Annotated in this window: 21 protein-coding genes; all 21 read right to left on the minus strand. The window is 64.5% G+C overall.

Features of this window, described 5'->3' with window-relative positions; translation table 11 throughout:
* Window positions 1–72 precede the first annotated feature (72 nt).
* The 21 genes from U4960_RS03925 to U4960_RS04025 all read right to left on the minus strand — a co-directional run bounded on the left by U4960_RS03925 (window position 73) and on the right by U4960_RS04025 (window position 17,892).
* Window positions 73–879 (minus strand): TlpA disulfide reductase family protein, encoded by an 807-nt coding sequence (locus U4960_RS03925; RefSeq protein WP_324262284.1) that lies wholly within the window; start codon window positions 877–879, stop codon window positions 73–75.
* A gap of 26 nt (window positions 880–905) precedes the next feature.
* The gene (locus tag U4960_RS03930; protein WP_324262285.1) at window positions 906–2,675 is read right to left on the minus strand and encodes a SulP family inorganic anion transporter; all 1,770 of its coding nucleotides are present in this window, start codon (window positions 2,673–2,675) and stop codon (window positions 906–908) included.
* A gap of 5 nt (window positions 2,676–2,680) precedes the next feature.
* On the minus strand, window positions 2,681–3,022 hold the full coding sequence (locus U4960_RS03935; protein ID WP_324262286.1) for a TIGR01244 family sulfur transferase: 342 nt from the start codon (window positions 3,020–3,022) through the stop codon (window positions 2,681–2,683).
* Window positions 3,023–3,029: 7 nt separating this feature from the next.
* A complete protein-coding gene (locus U4960_RS03940; protein ID WP_324262287.1) occupies window positions 3,030–3,476 on the minus strand; it encodes a YeeE/YedE family protein in 447 nt (148 codons plus the stop codon).
* Between the two features lie 2 nt (window positions 3,477–3,478).
* The gene (locus U4960_RS03945; RefSeq protein WP_324262288.1) at window positions 3,479–3,907 is read right to left on the minus strand and encodes a YeeE/YedE family protein; all 429 of its coding nucleotides are present in this window, start codon (window positions 3,905–3,907) and stop codon (window positions 3,479–3,481) included.
* Between the two features lie 12 nt (window positions 3,908–3,919).
* Complete coding sequence (locus U4960_RS03950) at window positions 3,920–4,822, minus strand: MBL fold metallo-hydrolase (RefSeq protein WP_324263169.1); 903 nt, start codon at window positions 4,820–4,822, stop codon at window positions 3,920–3,922.
* A 33-nt stretch (window positions 4,823–4,855) separates the two neighbouring features.
* Entirely contained in the window at window positions 4,856–5,194 is a 339-nt protein-coding gene (locus U4960_RS03955) for an ArsR/SmtB family transcription factor (RefSeq protein ID WP_324262289.1), read from the minus strand.
* 152 nt (window positions 5,195–5,346) lie between these two features.
* On the minus strand, window positions 5,347–6,072 hold the full coding sequence (locus U4960_RS03960; protein WP_324262290.1) for a PepSY domain-containing protein: 726 nt from the start codon (window positions 6,070–6,072) through the stop codon (window positions 5,347–5,349).
* A complete protein-coding gene (locus tag U4960_RS03965; protein WP_324262291.1) occupies window positions 6,069–6,773 on the minus strand; it encodes a PepSY domain-containing protein in 705 nt (234 codons plus the stop codon). The genes U4960_RS03960 and U4960_RS03965 overlap by 4 nt, the downstream gene beginning before the upstream one ends.
* A 72-nt stretch (window positions 6,774–6,845) precedes the next feature.
* On the minus strand, window positions 6,846–7,646 hold the full coding sequence (locus U4960_RS03970) for a DUF305 domain-containing protein (RefSeq protein WP_324262292.1): 801 nt from the start codon (window positions 7,644–7,646) through the stop codon (window positions 6,846–6,848).
* Between the two features lie 32 nt (window positions 7,647–7,678).
* Entirely contained in the window at window positions 7,679–8,158 is a 480-nt protein-coding gene (locus U4960_RS03975) for a DUF305 domain-containing protein (protein WP_324262293.1), read from the minus strand.
* Between the two features lie 12 nt (window positions 8,159–8,170).
* Window positions 8,171–8,860 (minus strand): DUF2231 domain-containing protein, encoded by a 690-nt coding sequence (locus U4960_RS03980; RefSeq protein WP_324262294.1) that lies wholly within the window; start codon window positions 8,858–8,860, stop codon window positions 8,171–8,173.
* A gap of 1 nt (window position 8,861) precedes the next feature.
* Complete coding sequence (locus tag U4960_RS03985) at window positions 8,862–9,356, minus strand: YybH family protein (RefSeq protein ID WP_324262295.1); 495 nt, start codon at window positions 9,354–9,356, stop codon at window positions 8,862–8,864.
* A 13-nt stretch (window positions 9,357–9,369) separates the two neighbouring features.
* Window positions 9,370–10,164 carry a copper resistance protein B gene (locus U4960_RS03990; protein WP_324262296.1) on the minus strand — a complete coding sequence of 265 codons (795 nt, stop codon included), beginning with the start codon at window positions 10,162–10,164 and terminating at the stop codon, window positions 9,370–9,372.
* A 493-nt stretch (window positions 10,165–10,657) separates the two neighbouring features.
* The gene (locus U4960_RS03995; RefSeq protein ID WP_324262297.1) at window positions 10,658–12,640 is read right to left on the minus strand and encodes a copper resistance system multicopper oxidase; all 1,983 of its coding nucleotides are present in this window, start codon (window positions 12,638–12,640) and stop codon (window positions 10,658–10,660) included.
* Between the two features lie 77 nt (window positions 12,641–12,717).
* Complete coding sequence (locus U4960_RS04000; protein ID WP_324262298.1) at window positions 12,718–12,957, minus strand: hypothetical protein; 240 nt, start codon at window positions 12,955–12,957, stop codon at window positions 12,718–12,720.
* 36 nt (window positions 12,958–12,993) lie between these two features.
* Complete coding sequence (locus U4960_RS04005) at window positions 12,994–13,323, minus strand: hypothetical protein (RefSeq protein WP_324262299.1); 330 nt, start codon at window positions 13,321–13,323, stop codon at window positions 12,994–12,996.
* Window positions 13,324–13,420: 97 nt separating this feature from the next.
* A complete protein-coding gene (gene cueR, locus U4960_RS04010) occupies window positions 13,421–13,813 on the minus strand; it encodes a Cu(I)-responsive transcriptional regulator (protein ID WP_324262300.1) in 393 nt (130 codons plus the stop codon).
* Window positions 13,810–16,182 (minus strand): heavy metal translocating P-type ATPase, encoded by a 2,373-nt coding sequence (locus U4960_RS04015; RefSeq protein ID WP_416379098.1) that lies wholly within the window; start codon window positions 16,180–16,182, stop codon window positions 13,810–13,812. Before U4960_RS04015 ends, cueR begins: the two co-directional genes overlap by 4 nt.
* A 192-nt stretch (window positions 16,183–16,374) precedes the next feature.
* On the minus strand, window positions 16,375–17,214 hold the full coding sequence (gene ygiD / locus U4960_RS04020) for a 4,5-DOPA dioxygenase extradiol (protein ID WP_324263171.1): 840 nt from the start codon (window positions 17,212–17,214) through the stop codon (window positions 16,375–16,377).
* 96 nt (window positions 17,215–17,310) lie between these two features.
* Complete coding sequence (locus tag U4960_RS04025) at window positions 17,311–17,892, minus strand: NADPH-dependent FMN reductase (protein ID WP_324262301.1); 582 nt, start codon at window positions 17,890–17,892, stop codon at window positions 17,311–17,313.
* Between the last annotated feature and the right edge of the window lie 5 nt (window positions 17,893–17,897).

Genomic DNA, 17,897 nt, shown 5'->3' on the forward strand with positions numbered 1-17,897 from the left:
AGTCGGAATCTGTCTAGGCACACGACTTATCACCGTTCGGGGTCGATCTTGCGGCGTGGTGCGAACTTCGGCTTACTCGGCGCCGGATCGTTGAAGATCGCTGATCGAAGCCATGAGCGCAGCTCTGGAAATCTCCCCAACGTGCACTTCGGTGACCACGCCATCTGCCGAAACGAACGCAGTCGTCGGCAACGCCGCTGACCCCAGCGCTTGGCCGACAACGCCTTGGGCGTCCCGCAAGACGTTCGAGGAAACCAGTCCCTCTTCTCGAAGAAAAGCGGAAACCCGCTCCGCATCTTCGCCTTGGTTGATCAGCAAGACCGGTACGTCACGGTTTGCTGCGGCGACCTGCGCAAGCATCGGCATCTCGCGTCGACACGGTCCGCACCATGTCGCCCACAGGTTAATGACGAAGGGCCGTCCGCGGAACGAGTCCAGTGCGACCGATCCTCCATCGAGGCGCTCGACCGCAAGCGACATGGGCAGTGGGTTAGGGGGCGGCTGTATCTGGCGATCCGCAATAGCCCAGATCGCGGTGACCCCGATCAACGCGGCAAGAGCGAGCGCAAGCGCCGTGCCGCGTAGCATCACAAGAAGAGCCAGGACGGCGGCTGCGAGGCCGAAGGCCGGAGAAAAGCCCCCTTGCCACAGATAGGCAGCGGTCCAGGGCTCGACGGCAAATGCCGGCCAATTCTCGGCGATGAAACCAGCTCGGGCAGCGACAATCCCGACGGTCATGGCGATAAGGGAAGGCCGGACCGGTTCGCCATCGGTCCACCTGCGGCCATACGAAACCACCGCGACGAACGCCCAAAGCGCTGCGACCGCAAGCAAGCGCTCAGCGGCAATAGCAAGCGGGCCGAATTGGAGCGTGTTCATTGGGTTGTCGCAGCCGCAGCAGTCGTTCAAATGAGGCCGCGCGCGAGCCAAAGGTCCTCGCGCCGTTCAACAGCTTCATCGTCAGCCGATGAAACCAGGGTTGCAAACGCATCGTCCTGCGACAGGAAGATCCGCCCGGTCAGGTCACCGAGCAGGCGCGATCGCCGGAGCCGGTCCATGACGGGTCCCTTCACCTCGGACAGGTGCAACTTGATCCCCGCGTCGGCAAGGCGATGATTGATGGCTTCCAGGCTTTCCAGTGCCGACGCGTCGACCGCGTTGATCGCCGAGCCCATGAGAATGAGATGGCGGACCTCGGGCCTTTCCGCGACGACCTCCAGCACATGCTCCTCGAGCCAACGGGCGTTAAGGTACGTCAAACTTTCATCGACGCGGATTGTCACAATCTTGGGATCGGTGATTACTTTATGCCTTTCGACGTTGCGGAAGTGCTCGGTGTTCGGCACGCGGCCCACGATCGCCGAATGAGGCCGCGAGGTCCGCCACAGCAATAAGGCGAGGCTGAGGCCAACTCCCGCGACGACGCCAGGTTCTACTCCGAGGCCCAGGGTAACGAGAATGGTGGCGGCCATGGCTGCGAAATCGGCCCGCGAATATCGCCACACGTTTCGCACGGTTCCGAAATCGACGAGGCTCAGCACCGCCACGATAATCGTGGCGGCTAGGGTAGCAATCGGGAGCGACACCAACAGCGGGGTCAGAAACAACGCGGCGATGGCGATACCCACGGCGGTCATCGCACCGGCGGCGGGGGTTTCCGCCCCGGCATCGAAATTGACGACGCTGCGGGCGAACCCGCCGGTCACGGGATAGCCGCCCGAGAAGGAGGCGGCGATGTTGGCCGCGCCGAGGCCAATGAGCTCCTGGTCAGGGTCGATCCGCTGCCGCCGCTTCGCCGCCAGCGTCTGGGCGACGGAGACAGACTCTACGAAGCCGATCACTGACAGCAGCAAGGCAGGCACCAGCAACTGCTGCCACAGACCAAGATCCAACAAAGGGATCGTCAAGGGAGGGAGGCTTTGAGGTATCTCACCCACCACCTTCACGCCTTGGCTTTCCAGGTCGAAAACGATGACAGCAAGGGTGGAGACCGCCACAGCGGCAATGGGAGCAGCCTTGGCGACCAGGTCCGCGGGGCGGGCGGGCATGCCGCACTTTATCAGGCTCGGCTTCAAACCCTTGCGCACCAAGAACAGAAAGACGAGCGAGGCGCTCCCGATCACGAGCGTCGGTAAATTGGTCGCGCCCAGATTGCGCGCCAAGGTAACGAGCAGTTCGGGCATCGCCTCGCCCGACGCCTGGATGCCCAAGATCGACTTCAACTGGCTGGTCGCAATGATGATGCCCGATGCGGTAATGAAGCCTGAAACGACGGGATGGGAAAGCAGATTGGCGAGGAAGCCGAGCTTGAGCACCCCCATCAGCACGAGGATCAGACCGGACAGAAGAGCCAGCACCAGCGCCGCGGCTATGAACTCGGCGCTGCCCGGGGGCCCAACGGTGCCGGCCGCCGCCAGGGTCATGAGCGAGATGACCGCCACCGGGCCTACCGCGAGCGTGCGGCTCGTGCCGAAGATCGCATAAGCGATGATTGGAAGGATCGAGGCGTAAAGGCCGACTTCGGGCGGCAGCCCCGCGAGCATGGCATAGGCCAGGCTTTGGGGGATAAGCATGATAGTGACGATGCCCGCCGCCACGCCGTCATTTGCAAGCGTCTGGCGGTTATAGCTCCTGCCCCAAGCGAGGAGGGGCAGATAGCGGTCGAGCTTCGCCACGAAAGTCAACGCGGCTTGTTGGCAAGGTCCCACAGACCAGCGGCTCTCGCCCCGGTTCGGCAGAAGCCGACGACCTTGCCGTCGCACTGACTTACCGCCTCGGCGAACCTGGCGGCGTCTTCGGGGGTGGCCTGGCCTGGCACGACCGGGATATGCGTGTAGGCAAGGCCATGTCGCTTGGCCTCGGCCTCCAGCTCGGCTGATTTGGGTTGTCCGGGCTCTTCGTCGTCTGGCCGGGCGTTGATGATGCCCGTGTAGCCTTGCGCGGCAAGCTCGCTGATCTCTGCCGGTTCGACTTGCGGGCGCACGGCGAGGTTCGGTGAAAGCTGTTTGTATTCCGTCATCATCGGTCTCCTAACTTGCGGATTGTGTTGTCGGCACAGTATTTGCGGGCACGGGCAGCAGGCGATGTGCGATCATGCCGACGAGCATGGCCGCCACGAACAGCCACGCTTGCCACGCGCCCAGCGCCAGCCCCGCCAGCGCGGGTCCGGGGCAGAAGCCGGCAATGCCCCAGCCGATACCGAACAGCGCCGCACCGCCGAGCAGGCGCCTGTCGGGCGCAGCGTTCTCCGGAACAAAGAACCGGCTCGCGAGGACGGGCTGCGCGAGCTTGCGTCGGATCATGTAGGCGAGCGCGGACGGAATAAGGGCTGCGCCCATCACGAACATCAGCGTAGGATCCCATTGCCCGGCGACGTCGAGAAAGGCCCGGACCCTTGCAGGGTTGACCATGTCGGACAGGACCAGTCCCGCGCCGAAGATCGCGCCGACCAACAGCGCTGCCAAGACGTTGCGCATCGTCAGATTCCCAGCAGGTGGCGCATGACGAACACTGTCAGCGCGGCGGTGGCCATGAAGGTCAGCGTGGCAAAGATCGAGCGTGGCGCCAGCCGCGCCATCCCGCAGACACCGTGCCCGCTGGTGCAGCCATTGCCCAGCCGCGTGCCGAACCCGACCAAGAGGCCTGCGACGATAAGAGCGCCGGGTGACGCGTCTATGATCAGATCGGGCCGGCGCACGAAGGTGGCGATCAAGACGGCGCCCAAGGGCAGGCCGACGATAAAGGCCCCCGCCTGCCGCCACGGCGGGCCGCCTGGGTCGACCCGGGTCGCCGTGGCGAGCATCCCGGAGACGCCAGCGATGCGGCCATTCAGCAGCAACAGCAGCGCCGCTGCGGCGCCGATCAACAACCCGCCCGCAATCGCCACAAAGGGTGAGAGTGGTTCCATGTCTCTGGCTTCCTATCGCAGCACGTTGAGCGGCAGCTTCAGGTAAACCTCGCCGTTGTCCTCGGGCTCGGGCAAGTGGCCTGCACGCATGTTGACCTGGATGGCCGGCAGGATCAGCTTGGGCATGTCCAGCGTGGCGTCGCGCTGGGTGCGCATCGCGACGAACTCGTCCTCGCTCACGTCCTTATGCAGGTGTACGTTTCCGGTCCGCTCCGCGAGCATGGTGGTTTCCCATACGAAGTGATCGCGATTGGGCGCCTTGTAATCGTGGCACAGGAACACCCGGGTTGCGTCGGGAAGTTCCATCAAGCGGCGCACCGAGCGGTACAGCGCGCGGGCGTCGCCGCCCGGAAAATCGGCGCGGGCAGAACCATAGTCCGGCATGAACATCGTATCGCCGGTGAACAGCGCGTCGCCGATAACGTAAGCCATATCGGCAGGCGTATGCCCGGGGACATGCAGCGCGATCAGCTGGAGTTCCCCGATCCGCAGCGTGTCGCCGTCGTTCAACAGCACATCGAATTGCGAGCCGTTACGCTGAAACTGCGTACCCTCGTTGAAGATCTTGCCAAAGACGTTCTGAACCGTGATGATTTCTGCCCCGATGGCGAGCTTGCCACCGAGCTTTTCCTGCAAATACGGCGCAGCCGAAAGATGGTCGGCATGCGCATGTGTTTCTAGCAGCCAGTCTATGCTCAGACCTTCCTGCTGCACATAGGCGATCACCGCATCGGCCGAAGCGTGGCTGGTGCACCCAGACGCCTGGTCGAAGTCGAGCACGCTGTCGATGATCGCGGCTTTGCCCGTTGCGGGGTCGCTGACGACGTAGGTGGCGGTAAAGGTCGGCTCGTCGAAGAAGGCCTTGACCAGCGGCGTAGCTTGCGTGCCGGCAAGCACCGCATCGACCTGGGCGATGGCACGTTCGAGATTGATGTCGGTCTGCACGGATCAGCTCCTGTTTTCTTCAATGGTCCCTGCTTGCCCGAGATCGGGGCAGAACAGGTCATGGAGGAGAGCAAGCACCTGAAGCGCTTTTGGATCGCAAACGCTGTAGAAGACCGTTTGAGCATCCTTGCGTGTGTTCACCAGCTTTTGCTCGCGAAGCTTGGACAGGTGCTGCGACAGGGCCGATTGGCCAAGCGCCACTCGGCTGGCCAGCTCGCCAACCGAAAGCTCGCCGCTCTGGGCCAGATGACAGAGAACCAGCAGGCGCGGCCTATTTGCCATCGCCTTCAACAGCCCGACTGCCTCGGCTGCCTGAGCCTCAAACTGCGCAATGAGATCCACACTTCTCTCCATTAGGAGAGTCTAATTTAGGCAATTCTAATGGAGATTCAAGAGGGGCTTCGATATTTGTGTGCGAACGCTGGCCTTTCGATGGAAAAACAGGATGCTGGGTTCGCGGTGTTGAGGAGAAAGGCCGCCCGAGGCCAACCGATTCAAGGGTGACGGGCCATATTTAGGTCTCGAATCCACGAAAGATCGTGCCGCCACATCGTCCGGAACAGCAGCCAGAATCCGGTCACCGCCAGCCAGGCCATCGCCACGCCTGCGGTGATGATCAGCGGATGGTTGAAGCTCGTTCTGTCTGAATAATCCATGTTGTGGAGCATCCAGAAGAAATCCCACCAGCGCCAAGTATCATTCCGCCGCTCGAGCACAGCGCCCGTCGTCGCCGAGACGTAATAGGTGCTGGCGTCTTTGTCGGCGAAATCGACTTGCCAGATGGGCGGCTCGTGGTCCCTGATCGGGAGCGATGGTCTGGTGAGAAGCTTTGCCGGGCCGGGACTTGTCCGATTGGGATGGTTTGACCTCGCGATCGCGCGAGCGGCTTCCGCATCGATCGTCACTCGCACCCCCGTTCGAGCGTCGAACATCCGGGTCGATCGCGCGGTCCGCACTTCGACGACCGGCCGATCGATGAGCGTCCTAAGCCGCAGCCCCTCGATCGTCTCGCTGTTGAGCTGCCGCACGATCGTTGGCCAACCGCTCGCCTCGCCGGCGAGTGCGGATTGGATCGCTTGGGGCCGGGGGCCTCCGGCGACCGTTTCCATGTCGAGCAGCGCCATCGCGGTGCCGCTGATCGCCCAGAGCACGAACTGCAGGCCAATGGCGAGTCCGACCCACTTGTGGATCCTCCGCAGCCAGATCGACTTGATTGTCATGGGGTGCTGCGCCCCTTCTTCTTGCGCTTGGGAAAGGCGTAGAACAGCAACCAGATGCCCGACAGCGCCATTAGCACCGCACCCCAGGTAAAGGCGCGCAGTAGCGGATTGTTGACGTTCTCGCGCTCGTCGTAGTCCATGATGTGGAGCATCCACACGAAGTCGAACACCCGCCACAGCTCGTGCCGCCGCGCGAGAAGTTCGCCGGTGGCTGGTGAGAGATAGAAGGTCGGCCGGTTCCAGTGAGCGAACTCCACGCGCCAGAGCGGCGGCGTCCGTCCGCGGATTTCCCCGGGAACGTCGGTGATGAGTTCGGCCGACGCGATGGGCTCGGAGCCTGTGTAATGGGACGAAGCCAAGGCTCTGATTGCCTGCTCGTTTGGGGGTTGTAGCAGTGCAGCCGAGGTTGCCGCGAAGGCGCGCTCTCCCAACGGTCCTTCGGTCACGTAGATCGGGCGCTCGTCGACCCAGGCCAGCCTGATGCCGGTCGACTCTTCCCGGGCAGCAAGCACGAACGGATCTTGCAAGGCGCCCGCCTCGATGCCCGGACTGGACGCCTCACGAACGAGATGGTCGCCGTGGATCGTATCGATGTGAACGACGGTCATGTAGATGCCGCTCAGCGACCAGACGACCACCTGCAGGCCGATGAACAGGCCGAGCCATTTGTGCGTCTTGCGGGCGATAACATGGGTTCGCATCTGCGGGCGAAAACTCCGGTTCTGGATGAGAATGGCCCCGGCGAAGTCATCGCCGGGGCCATCAAGCGGCGATCAGCAGTGTCCCGCCGCCCGGTGCTCGGGAGCGCAAGTAGGCGAGGCCTCGGGCTCGGCCGCAGACTCTGCGGTTGGCGTGGCCGCGGCCGGCTTGGCGGGGGCCGCCTTTGCCGCCGCGGCTTTGGGAGCAGCAGGTTTCGCGGTAGCCGCCGGCGCGGCCGCAGCGCTCTTAGCTTGCGTCTGCATAGTCATCGGCTCGCCGCGCAGCATGGCTTCGACCATGGCGATTTCCTCGAGCTGCTCGGCCCGCGTCTCCTCGATCTGCGCCCGCACGGCCCCGGTCGCGCCGTTGGCGAGCGCGATGTCCGACATGGCGACAGCGCCGCGGTGGTGGGCAAGCATCTTGGCGAGGTAGGTCTCCGAAGGGGTAGCCCCCGATGCCGCCATCATTTCGCTGTGCATCTCGGTCATCGCCGCTTCGTAGAGCCGGGCGCTTTCGGGATCGGCGGTGCCGTTGCGGGCGAGCGCCTTGAGCGCTTCGATCTCGGCGCCCTGGTTGTCGATCGTCATCTGCGCCATCTTCGCGACATCGGCGGTGGGCTCGAGGCCGAGCACAATCCGCGACATGGCGATCGCGCCGTCATGGTGCGCGATCATCTTCTTGACCCAGGTGTCGCCAGCATCGACGCCGACCGCGGCCTTCATCGCCTTGTCCATCGCCATCTCGGATTTCGCATAGGGGCCGTCCATGTCCATTTCGGCAGCGGGTGCGGTGTCGTCCGCCGGCTGCTCAGGGCTTCCGCAGGCGCCGAGCGACGCGAGGAGCGCGAGCGCGCCGATTCCGGTCATTTTGATCATTGAATATCTCCGTAGTTGTGGGTCGTGTCGGATTACAATCGGTCCATGATCCGCTTCATCTCGGCGATTTCTTCCTTTTGGGCCTGGATGATCTCGCCGCAGAGCTGGCGTATCTCGGGATCGGTGAGCTTGGCTTCCTCGCACATCAGTATCGCGCCGGAATGGTGCGGGATCATCGAGCGCAGGAACTGGTCGTCGCCGACCAGGCTCTGCTGGCGAATGCCGAGGAGCGACAGGACGAAGATCGCGGCGAAGGCGGCGTAAAGCACGGCGTTCAGTCTGCGTCTGCGATACATGCCCCCCATCGTCGCCAGCATGATCGCGCCCATCGGAGCCCACATGACCAAAGCCATGTAGAAGAAGTTCACGTTCTGGATGAACTCCCCCCAGCTCCAGATCATGGCGAACATGGCGAGATACATCACCAGCAGGCTCAGGCCGAGATTGACCGCCAGCATCATGTAGGGCTTCGAGCCGCCCTCGTGATGCGCGGACTTTGCGTGGTCTTCCATCGGTCGTTCTCCTTACCAGTTCAGGTGGTCGACGCCGTGCACGAGCGCACCGCCGAACCAACCCTGCACGAGGATCGCCGCTGTCAGGATCGACAGACCGACGATCATGCGGGAGCCGCGGTCCTGCTCGGGGCGCCTGAGCGCGAACACACCCAAGGCGAACGCGCCGATCCCGATGCCGGTCCCGAGCCAGCGGTGGCTCTGCATCATCCAGTCGTCGAGGCCGAGTTCGAACCCGCCGCTCAGCCAGCCCGACAGCATGGCGAACGGAGCGGTCACCCCTGCGGTCACCACCAGGAACTGGACGGGCTTCGCGAAGCCGGGCCGCTTGCGCCCGACGATGGCGGTGAAGAGCGCCGCCGGGATGAAGGCGATCGGAAAATGCACCAGCATAGGATGGAAGCGGCCGAGCCAGTCGAGCAGTCTGGCCGCGAAGCTCTGCGGCGGATCGTCTGCTGCGTCCATCGCCGCCATGGCCGCGGCATGACCCGGCATCGCAGGATCGTGGGCCATGGGAGCCGCGTCCCGCGTTCCGCCAGCCGCCGCGCGTTGTGCCTCGAGTTGCGCTGCCTCCTGCTTCGCTTTGTGATCCTTGTGCGCCGATACAGGTGCCGCTGGCATCGACAGGACAGCGATGGCTGCAAACATCGCCAGCACCGACCGCGCCAGCAAGCGATGCGATCGTCGGATGAACATGCTCATCTCAGGTCCCCTTCGGCTTGCGCGCCGAATTGTGCATGACCAGGATCTTCCAGCCATCCGCCGTTCTCGTGAGCACGCTCGTGGCGACGCCCCTGCGCATCGCGATTTCCCCGCTCTTCGTCTCGATCCGGTAGTTATAGGTCTCGGTCGCGAGCGCGAGATCGCCTTCGATGCGCACCGCGACCGCGTAGTCGGAGAATGCGAACGAGCGGAAAGCCGCGAGCTCGGGCCCCAGATGGTGCGCGAGATACTCCTTGTAGGTGCCTTCGACACCGCCGGTTTCGAACACTGCGGAATCCTCGGTGAAGAGTGCTTCGGTGCCGCTCGCGTCCAACCGCTCGATCGCGGACTTGTAGCGCGCCAGCACCGCGCGAACGGCGCTCTCGTCGGCGCCAATAGGCGCGGTTTGCGGTGCCGTCGGCCCCGCGTGTGAAGCATGGTGCCCAGGTGCCGCCTGGAGCGCCAGAAAGGCTGCGATCATCGTCGTTGCAAGCATCGTTTTTCTCCCCTCAGAACCACACGCGGATGCCGGCCAGGAAACTCCAGCCACCGGTCGCTTCGCCTTCGTCGCGCAGGAAATCGCGGGTCCTGCCGAAGGCGCGCTCGTATTGGACGCCCACGTAAGGAGCGAATTCGCGGGCGATGTCGTAGCGCAGCCGAACGCCGATCTCGGCATCGGTCAGGCCCGCGCCGACGCCGATATCCTCGCTGCTCTGCGCCGCGAAATTGAGCTCGGCACGCGGCTGCAGGATCAGCTTCTGGGTGATGCGCTGGTCGTAGTAGCCTTCGAGCCGGCCCAACAGCTCGCCCCGATCCGACAGGAACAGCGCGCCCTCGACATCGAAGAAACCCGGCGCCAGCCCCTCGAATCCGACCGTGGCGTAGACGCGCGATGGGTCTGGCTCGAAATCGTACCGGACACCGGCCTGAAGATCGAAGTAGGGGCCAATGGCGCGGCTATAGAGCGCCTGGACCTCGGCGGATTCCACCCCGGCGCCGAACTCGCCTTCACCTTCGGTTTTGACGACCAGCCGATTGATGTCCCCGCCATACCAGGCCTCGCCACCCCATTCGTAAGAGTCCCGTCCGCTCTTGATCTTCACCTCGGCGATGTTGAGCATGACCATCGAAAAGTTCTGGCCGCCGTGATGCAGCGACAGATGGTGACGCCCCATGGCCATCGCGGACGGGCCATAGATCGCGTCCGCGGCGTAGTCCGTGGGCACGGGCGGAGCCGTGCCCGAGCCGGCAGGGAGGTTCGTCCCCTCTGCCGTGATCGTTTCGGCCGGGGTGCAATGTCCCATCGCCGCGTGTTCCGGCGCGCACGTCACCTGAGCCGCAGGTTGCGCTGCGGGGAGTGTGCAGTGCCCCATCGCCGCATGCTCCGGCGAGCAAGTGTTTTGGGCCGGGAACGCGGTCTGTGGCGTCGCTGTGGGAGAGGCAGCGGGACGCGTGCAATGGCCCATTGCAGCATGTTCGGGCAGGCAAGTGCTCCGCGCCTGAGGTACCGGAAGTGGCTGAGCGGCAGCCGGTTGGTTTTCCGGTAGCGTGCAATGTCCCATCGCGGCGTGCCCGGGCAGGCAGGTCGGCGGCGCTTTGGGCGCGGGCTGCGGCTGAGCGACCGCCGATCGATTTGCCGGCAGCGTGCAATGCCCCATGGCAGCATGCTCGGGAGTGCAACTCGCCGCTGCGGGAGGGACCGATGTCTGGTCCGGCGAAGCCTGTTCTTGCGCGACTGCTGGCACGCTGGCGAAAGCCGCCACGGCAAGCAGGGGAAGTCTGTGAAGCCAGATCATCTTACGCGTCTCCCTTGTCGGGACGCACGGTGACGACACGCATCATCCCGGCGGTCATATGGTAGAGGTTGTGACAGTGGAACGCCCAGTCGCCCTGCGCATCGAGGGTGACGTCGAAGGTCGCCGTCCCGCCCGGCTGCACGTTCACCGTGTGCTTGCGCGGCGACCAGGCGCCATGCCCGGTCACCAGCTCAAAGAAGTGGCCGTGCAGATGGATCGGGTGCTGCATCATCGTGTCGTTGACGAGCCGCACGCGCACGCGCTCGTTGTGGCGGAAGGGGATCGGCTCGGCCGGTTCGCTCATCTTCACCCCGTCGAACGACCACATGTAGCGTTCCATGTTGCCGGTCAGGTGGATGTCGAGCTGACGGGATGGCGCGCGCACGTCGGGATTGCGCTCGAGCGCCATGAGATCGCGGTAATTCAGCACGCGGTGGCCGACGTCTTCCAGACCCGTTCCTGGATCGCCCATGCGGTCGACCGGCATCGGCGAGATCGTCTGCACGCCCGGGTTCTTGTCGACCTCCGGCGCGTTTGCGAAGTCGCGCATGCCCATCGAGCCGTGGTCCATTGGCGCCGCTGCCTGGCCGGCGGCCGCCGGGGCCGTGTGTCCCATCGCGGCGTGGTCCATGGGTGCTGCCGCTGGAGATGCCGCAACGGAGCCATGCCCCATCGCCGCGTGATCCATACCCGCCATGCCAGCCGCCGCTGCCGTTGCAACTACGGCGCCTGTCTCTTTCCAGCCGGTCAGCTTCCACAACTCGCCGGAGGCGTTCTGTTGGGCAGTCGGATCGACCCCGCGTACCTTCGCCGGGTTCGATGATCCACTGCCCATCGCGCCATGATTCATCCCGGAATGGTCCATGTCGCCCATGCCCATGTCCTTCATGGTCAGGAGCGGGCGCGGGCGCAGCGGCGGAACCGGCGCGCTCATGCCCTCGCGCGGCGCAAGGGTCGCGCGGCCCAAGCCCGACCGGTCGCTCGCCTCGCTGACAAAACTGTAGGCGCGGTCCCCGGGTGTAACGACGACGTCGTAGGTTTCGGCGGTGCCGATCTGAAACTCGTCGACGGCCACCGGACGCACGTTGAGGCCATCCGCCTGCACCACCGTCATCGGCAGCCCGGGGATGCGGATGTTGAAGGTCGTCTGCGCCGAGGCATTGATGATGCGCAGCCGTACGCGTTCGCCCGGCGTGAACAGGCCGGTCCAGTTGTCGAACGGGCCGAAGCCGTTGATGGTGAAGGCGTAGGTCGATCCGGTAACGTCTGCGATGTCGGCAGCATCCATCCGCATCTGCGCCCACTCCCAGCGCTCCTTCGCCGTCAAGTCACGCCCCGCGAGCAAGCCGGACAGGGTCATGCGCTGGCGGTTGAAATAGGGCCCACCCATCTGCTTGAGCTTACGGTAGATGGTCGCACCGGCGAGCGGGCTGTGGTCGGACAGCACCAGCACATGCTCGCGGTCGTAGGCGACCGGATCGGGCCCGGCCGGATCGATCACGATCGGACCGTAGACGCCATCCTCCTCCTGGTAGGCGCTGTGGCTGTGATACCAGTAGGTTCCGGCATGGCTGAGATCGAACTCGTAGTCGAAGGTCGAGCGCGGCATGATGCCGGGGAAGCTGACGCCCGGGACGCCATCCATCTCGAACGGCACGAGAAGGCCGTGCCAGTGGATCGAGCTGTCCTCATCGAGCGTGTTCTGGACGCGCAGGCGTACCCGCTGGCCTTCCTTGAGGCGGATCAGCGGACCGGGCACGGTTCCGTTGATTCCGATCGCGCGGCTGACCTTGCCGTCGACCTCGACGCTGACCTGACCAATGGTCAGGGCGATCTCGTTGCCGCTGACGGTGGGCAGCGGGCGCACGAGGCCTTTCGAGAGCGGCTGGGCCCAGGCGGGCAGAGCCTGCGCCAAGCCGAAGCCTGCGCCGGATATAGCGGCGGCGCGCAGCAGCGCACGCCGTCCGAGGACGAGTTCATTCATCGAGAATTCCTTGGCTCACTGGCGTTAAGACGATCGTCTGTCGGCGGGAGCAGGCCCCCGCCGGCAGTCAGTCGTGCCTAGTGGTGCGCGTGCCCGTCGGCCGGGGCCGCGGGCGTCATGTCATGGCCTGCATGCGGGTCCGACGAAGACGCGTCGGTGCCGCTGGCGGGCTTGGCCGCCATCTTGTCGCAGCACGCGCACTTGTCCTTCATCTTCTCGCAGCATTCCATCTTCGGCTTTTCCGCAGGAGCAGCCTGGGCGTGCGCGACGCCGGGAAGAGCGATCGCGAGCGCGACCGCAGTGATCAACTTGTTCATGTTCCTGTACTCCGTGAAATCGAAAAAAGGACGATTTCACGCAAGTCTGGGAGGGGGCGTGGGCAGCTTTGCCAGGAACGCCCGATGCCCGCTCGTCCGGAACCCGGCGAGGATGGGTGCATGATAGGCGACCAGTTCGAACGCGGGCGCGCCGAGCGGAGCCAGGGCGGAACACATCGCGACACAGCACTGCGTCATCGCACCGGGCTCGTCGTCCCTGCCGGGTTCCTCGTCGCCGCAATGCCCTGTTTGAGCCATCTCGCGATGATCCATCGGCGTCGCCGCCATAGCCATGCCCGACTGCATCGCCAGCGGTGCGATCAGCATGGCCAGCGCTGCCAGTATGAGATGAAGACGACGGAGCATTACCGAAATGTCCTAGGCCCGGGGGTTAACAGGGTCAATTTTCTTGTGGAGCCAAAGGTACGCGCGTCGTTTCCGCGTTTGCCCTTATGCGCCCGCATCATCCCACGGACTCAAGGTCATCGAGGATGGGGCAGTCGGGCATTTGGTCGCCGTGACACTCGGCGGCCAGGCGCTCGAGCGATCGGCGCATCGAATCCAGCTGCCGAGACTTGGACTTCAATTCGGCCGCACGGGCGAGAGCAAGTGCCTTGACTTCCGCACTGGCGCGGCTGCGATCCTGCCAGAGTCCCAGCAGCTGCCGTATTTCCTCGATACCGAAGCCGAGATCGCGAGCCCGTCCGATGAAAGCGAGCGTGTGAACGTCTGTCCGATCATAGTCCCGGTATCCCGAATCTCTCCTTGGGGCAGCAGTGATCAAACCCACCTTCTCGTAATGCCGGATCATCCGCTGGCTCACGCCTGACGCGTTCGAGGCTTCGCCGATCTTCACAAGTGGATGCTCCGCAACCGCAGCGAATTGCCGATGACCGCCACCGAACTGAACGCCATCGCCGCACCTGCGATGATCGGACTCAGCAGGAGGCCGAACCACGGGTACAGAACCCCGGCCGCGATGGGCACGCCGGCGGCGTTGAACACGAACGAGAAGAACAGGTTCTGCCGGATATTCGCCATGGTCGCGCGGCTGAGCTTGCGCGCGCGGACGATGCCCCGCAGATCGCCCTGCACCAGGGTGATCGCCGCGCTTTCCATCGCCACGTCGGTGCCCGTGCCCATCGCAATGCCGACATCGGCGGCTGCGAGAGCAGGAGCGTCGTTGATACCATCCCCCGCCATCGCCACACGCCGCCCTGCGCGACGAAGCTCCTCCACCTTCGCCTGCTTCTGCTGCGGAAGGACATCGGCCATCACCTCGTCGATCCCGACCCGGCGGGCGACCGCTTCGGCCGTCCGGCGATTGTCGCCGGTCATCATGACGACGTGGATGCCGCTCTGGCGGAGCTCCGCGACGGCCTCGGCAGCGCTGTCCTTGATCGGATCTGCCACCACCACGATGCCGGCCAGCCTCCCGTCGATAGCGACGAACATGACGCCTTCGCCCTCGGACCGATGCTGGTCTGCCTGACTTTCGAGCGGGCCGGTGTTTGCTCCGATCGTTTCAAGGAGGGCTGCGTTGCCCAACGCGACACGGCGTCCATCCACCTCCCCGGTTACGCCCTTGCCAGTGACCGAGGCGAAATCGGAACTCTCCGGCAGCACGATCCCCCGATCGTTCGCGCCTTCGACGATCGCCGCAGCCAGTGGATGCTCGCTGCCGCGCTCCAGCGCCGCGGCGAGGCGGAGGACCTCGTTCTCGTCGAAGCCATCCGCCGGCTGGATTTTGACCAGCTTCGGCTTGCCGACCGTCAGGGTGCCGGTCTTGTCGACGACCAGCGTATCGATCCTTTCGGTAAGTTCGAGCGCTTCGGCGTTCTTGACCAGTACTCCGGATGTCGCCCCCCGGCCGGTTCCCACCATGATCGACATCGGCGTCGCCAGACCCAGCGCACAGGGACACGCGATGATGAGGACCGCCACCGCATTGACCAGGGCGTGCGCGGCGCGCGGCTCGGGTCCGACGAAATTCCAGACGATGAAGGTAGCGATGGCGATCAGGACCACACCCGGGACGAACCAGCCGGAGACCCTGTCCGCAAGCGCTTGGATCGGTGCACGCGAACGCTGCGCGTCGGCCACCATGCGGACGATCTGCGAGAGCATGGTATCGCGTCCAACGCGATCGGCGCGCATGACCAGACCGCCGGTACCATTCACCGTGGCGCCGGTGACCCGGTCGCCTTCCCCCTTCTCGACCGGAACGGGCTCGCCGCTGATCATCGACTCATCGATCGAGCTCCTGCCCTCGACCACGATGCCGTCGACCGGCACCTTCTCGCCGGGTCGGATGCGCAGAAGATCGCCGACCTGGACGAGGTCCAGCTCGACGTCCTCGTCGTTACCGTCGGAGTTGACCTTTCGGGCTGTCTTGGGAGCCAGGCCGAGCAAGGCGCGGATCGCCTTTCCGGTGGCGGAGCGCGCGCGCAGCTCGAGAACCTGACCGAGCAGCACGAGCGTGGTGATGACGGCCGCGGCCTCGAAATAGACCGGCACCATGCCGCCCATCGTCCGGAGCGCTGGAGGAAAAATCTGTGGCGCGACGGTCGCGACCACGCTGTAGCCGAACGCGACCCCGACGCCGAGCCCGATCAGCGTGAACATATTGAGGTTGCGGGTTCGCAGCGACTGCCAGAACCGCTCGAAGAACGGCCAGCCGCCCCACAGGACGACCGGCGCCGCGAGCACCAGCTGCACCCATTGGGACATACGTATGGGCATTACTTCCCAGCCGACTAGCTCCATCAGGACGACCAGAACGACAAGCGGGACGCTGAACGCGGCGCTCACCCAGAAGCGCCGCGTCATGTCTATGAGTTCGGGGTTCGGGCCTTCCTCCAGCGTCGGCTCGAGGGGCTCCAACGCCATGCCGCAGATGGGGCAGGTGCCGGGACCGTCCTGGCGGATTTGGAGATGCATGGGGCAGGTCCAGATCGTGCCGGCGGGCACGTCCGACAGATTGGCCTTCGTAGCTCCCGAAGCCGCGCCGGAAAGGTAGCCCTCCGGATTGGCGCTGAACTTTGCCAGACAACTCGCACTGCAGAACCAGTAGGGTTTTCCGTCGAGCTCGAACCGGTGAGGGCTGGTTCGGCTATCCACCTTCATGCCGCAGACGGGGTCAGTCGTCATGCCGTGCTCGTGTCCGCCCTGCGGGGCCGCGCGCGAACCATGCGTGCAGTCGTGGTGATGATGGTTCTCGTGCATGTCCGGCTCCTTCAGAACGAATCGGTATGCGCGACCTTATGGTGTCTGACATCATGTCAGGGTCAAGCGGATCCGCCAGTGGTGGTTGAACAGGGATGGAGATGTTGCTGGAGCCGCGTTTCTTTGGACCTTTCATAACAAGCAAATGGCTGAAAATACCTCGATGGTTGGCGCGCGATGAAAGCTGGGTAATCACATATTGGTCTGATCGGGCGGTACATCCGCGGGAAGCTCAGCCGCACCGTCAGCGAAGGCTGGCAGGTCGAGATCTGGGCCGACGTTGTAGCTCGTCATCGACAGCGACCCCAGTGAATATCCCTCGATGAATGACTGGGAACGCCCTTCCGCGGCCGCCAGGCCCGCCGTGTAGAGCAGCGGAAGGTAGTGATCGGGTGTCGGCACGGCCTTTGCAAAGTCAGGATGCTCGCCGAGCTTCAGAATGCCTGAAGGATCGTCGGCCATTTGGGCGCGTACGGCCTCGTCGAACCGCTGTGCCCAATCGGCTCCTGCGGTGGGCTGATTCCATTGCACCAGCCTAAGGTTATGGACGACGTTGCCGCTCGACAGGATGAGCACACCCTTATCGCGCAGAGAATTCAGCCGTGCGCCAAGCTCGAGGTGATAGGAGAACGGCTGCGAGGCGTTGATCGACAGCTGTAGAACCGGGACGTCCGCCTTGGGATAGAGGTGCGCCAGAACACTCCAGGTTCCGTGATCGAGGCCCCACTCTTCCTGGTCCAGCCCCACCCACTCCGGCCTGACCGCCTCCACGACTTCCTGCGCGACATCGGGGGCTCCACTCGCGGGGTACTGGAAGTCGAACAGCGGCTGGGGAAAGCCGAAGAAGTCGTGGATCGTGCGTGGCCGGGCCATGGCGGTCACCGCGGTCGCCCCGATGTACCAATGAGCCGATACGACCAGGATGGCGCGCGGGCGCGGCAATCGCTCGCCCAGCGCGCGCCAGGCCTGCGTGTATCCGTTGAGCTCAAGCGTGTTCATGGGGCTGCCATGGCCGATGAACAGGGCGGGCATCCTGTTCACTGGCCGACTCCCAGGGTGACCACCGCCATCAACACCGGCAGACTAACCAAGGCGGCCGAAAACCAGGCCAGGTCCCACTTGTCGCTCTTATCCATGTGACGTCTCCTCACGGCTGACATTGCGATCGATCCATGCGGCGAACGCGTCGATGAAGGTCTGGAAGAAGGCCTCGGTGTCCTTCGCGGCGAGATCGCCTCGGTCGTCGAACATCGCGCCGGCGCCGCCGATATACGCCTCCGGCTGCTGTAGGACCGGCATGTCGAGGAACACCAGCGACTGGCGCAAGTGATGGTTGGCGCCAAAGCCGCCTACTGCTCCTTGCGACAGGCTCATCACCGCCGCCGGCTTTCCGGCAAACACGCTGGCGCCGTAGGGTCGCGATCCGACGTCGATGGCGTTCTTGAGCGCGCCGGGGACCGAGCGGTTGTATTCCGGCGTGACGAACAGCACGGCATCGCTTGCCTTGACCTGGGATCGGAAGCGCTCCCACGGGGCCGGGGCGCCGCCTGCCTCGACATCTTCGTCGTAGAGCGGCAGGTCGCCGATCTCGACGATTTCGAGTTCGACGCCGTCCGGCGCAAGCCCGGCCAGCGCGTGCGCTGCCTTGCGGTTGAGCGAATCCTTACGGAGGCTGCCGACGATCACGGCTACTTTACGGGTCTGGGTCATTTGGA

The sequence above is a fragment of the Altererythrobacter sp. H2 genome (assembly GCF_035319885.1).
GTDB lineage: Bacteria > Pseudomonadota > Alphaproteobacteria > Sphingomonadales > Sphingomonadaceae > 34-65-8.

Excerpts from the sequence above, each read along its gene's own strand:
- U4960_RS03990 (WP_324262296.1), bottom strand. The coding sequence starts at position 10,164 with ATGGGACATTGCACCCCGGCCGAAACGATCACGGCAGAGGGGACGAAC.
- U4960_RS03940 (WP_324262287.1), bottom strand. The coding sequence starts at position 3,476 with ATGCGCAACGTCTTGGCAGCGCTGTTGGTCGGCGCGATCTTCGGCGCG.
- U4960_RS03970 (WP_324262292.1), bottom strand. The coding sequence starts at position 7,646 with ATGATCAAAATGACCGGAATCGGCGCGCTCGCGCTCCTCGCGTCGCTC.
- U4960_RS03980 (WP_324262294.1), bottom strand. The coding sequence starts at position 8,860 with ATGAGCATGTTCATCCGACGATCGCATCGCTTGCTGGCGCGGTCGGTG.
- U4960_RS03985 (WP_324262295.1), bottom strand. The coding sequence starts at position 9,356 with ATGCTTGCAACGACGATGATCGCAGCCTTTCTGGCGCTCCAGGCGGCA.
- U4960_RS03935 (WP_324262286.1), bottom strand. The coding sequence starts at position 3,022 with ATGATGACGGAATACAAACAGCTTTCACCGAACCTCGCCGTGCGCCCG.
- U4960_RS04015 (WP_416379098.1), bottom strand. The coding sequence starts at position 16,182 with ATGCACGAGAACCATCATCACCACGACTGCACGCATGGTTCGCGCGCG.
- U4960_RS04025 (WP_324262301.1), bottom strand. The coding sequence starts at position 17,892 with ATGACCCAGACCCGTAAAGTAGCCGTGATCGTCGGCAGCCTCCGTAAG.
- U4960_RS03965 (WP_324262291.1), bottom strand. The coding sequence starts at position 6,773 with ATGCGAACCCATGTTATCGCCCGCAAGACGCACAAATGGCTCGGCCTG.
- ygiD (WP_324263171.1), bottom strand. The coding sequence starts at position 17,214 with ATGCCCGCCCTGTTCATCGGCCATGGCAGCCCCATGAACACGCTTGAG.
- U4960_RS03995 (WP_324262297.1), bottom strand. The coding sequence starts at position 12,640 with ATGAATGAACTCGTCCTCGGACGGCGTGCGCTGCTGCGCGCCGCCGCT.
- U4960_RS03960 (WP_324262290.1), bottom strand. The coding sequence starts at position 6,072 with ATGACAATCAAGTCGATCTGGCTGCGGAGGATCCACAAGTGGGTCGGA.
- U4960_RS03945 (WP_324262288.1), bottom strand. The coding sequence starts at position 3,907 with ATGGAACCACTCTCACCCTTTGTGGCGATTGCGGGCGGGTTGTTGATC.
- U4960_RS03925 (WP_324262284.1), bottom strand. The coding sequence starts at position 879 with ATGAACACGCTCCAATTCGGCCCGCTTGCTATTGCCGCTGAGCGCTTG.
- U4960_RS03975 (WP_324262293.1), bottom strand. The coding sequence starts at position 8,158 with ATGGAAGACCACGCAAAGTCCGCGCATCACGAGGGCGGCTCGAAGCCC.
- U4960_RS04000 (WP_324262298.1), bottom strand. The coding sequence starts at position 12,957 with ATGAACAAGTTGATCACTGCGGTCGCGCTCGCGATCGCTCTTCCCGGC.
- U4960_RS04005 (WP_324262299.1), bottom strand. The coding sequence starts at position 13,323 with ATGCTCCGTCGTCTTCATCTCATACTGGCAGCGCTGGCCATGCTGATC.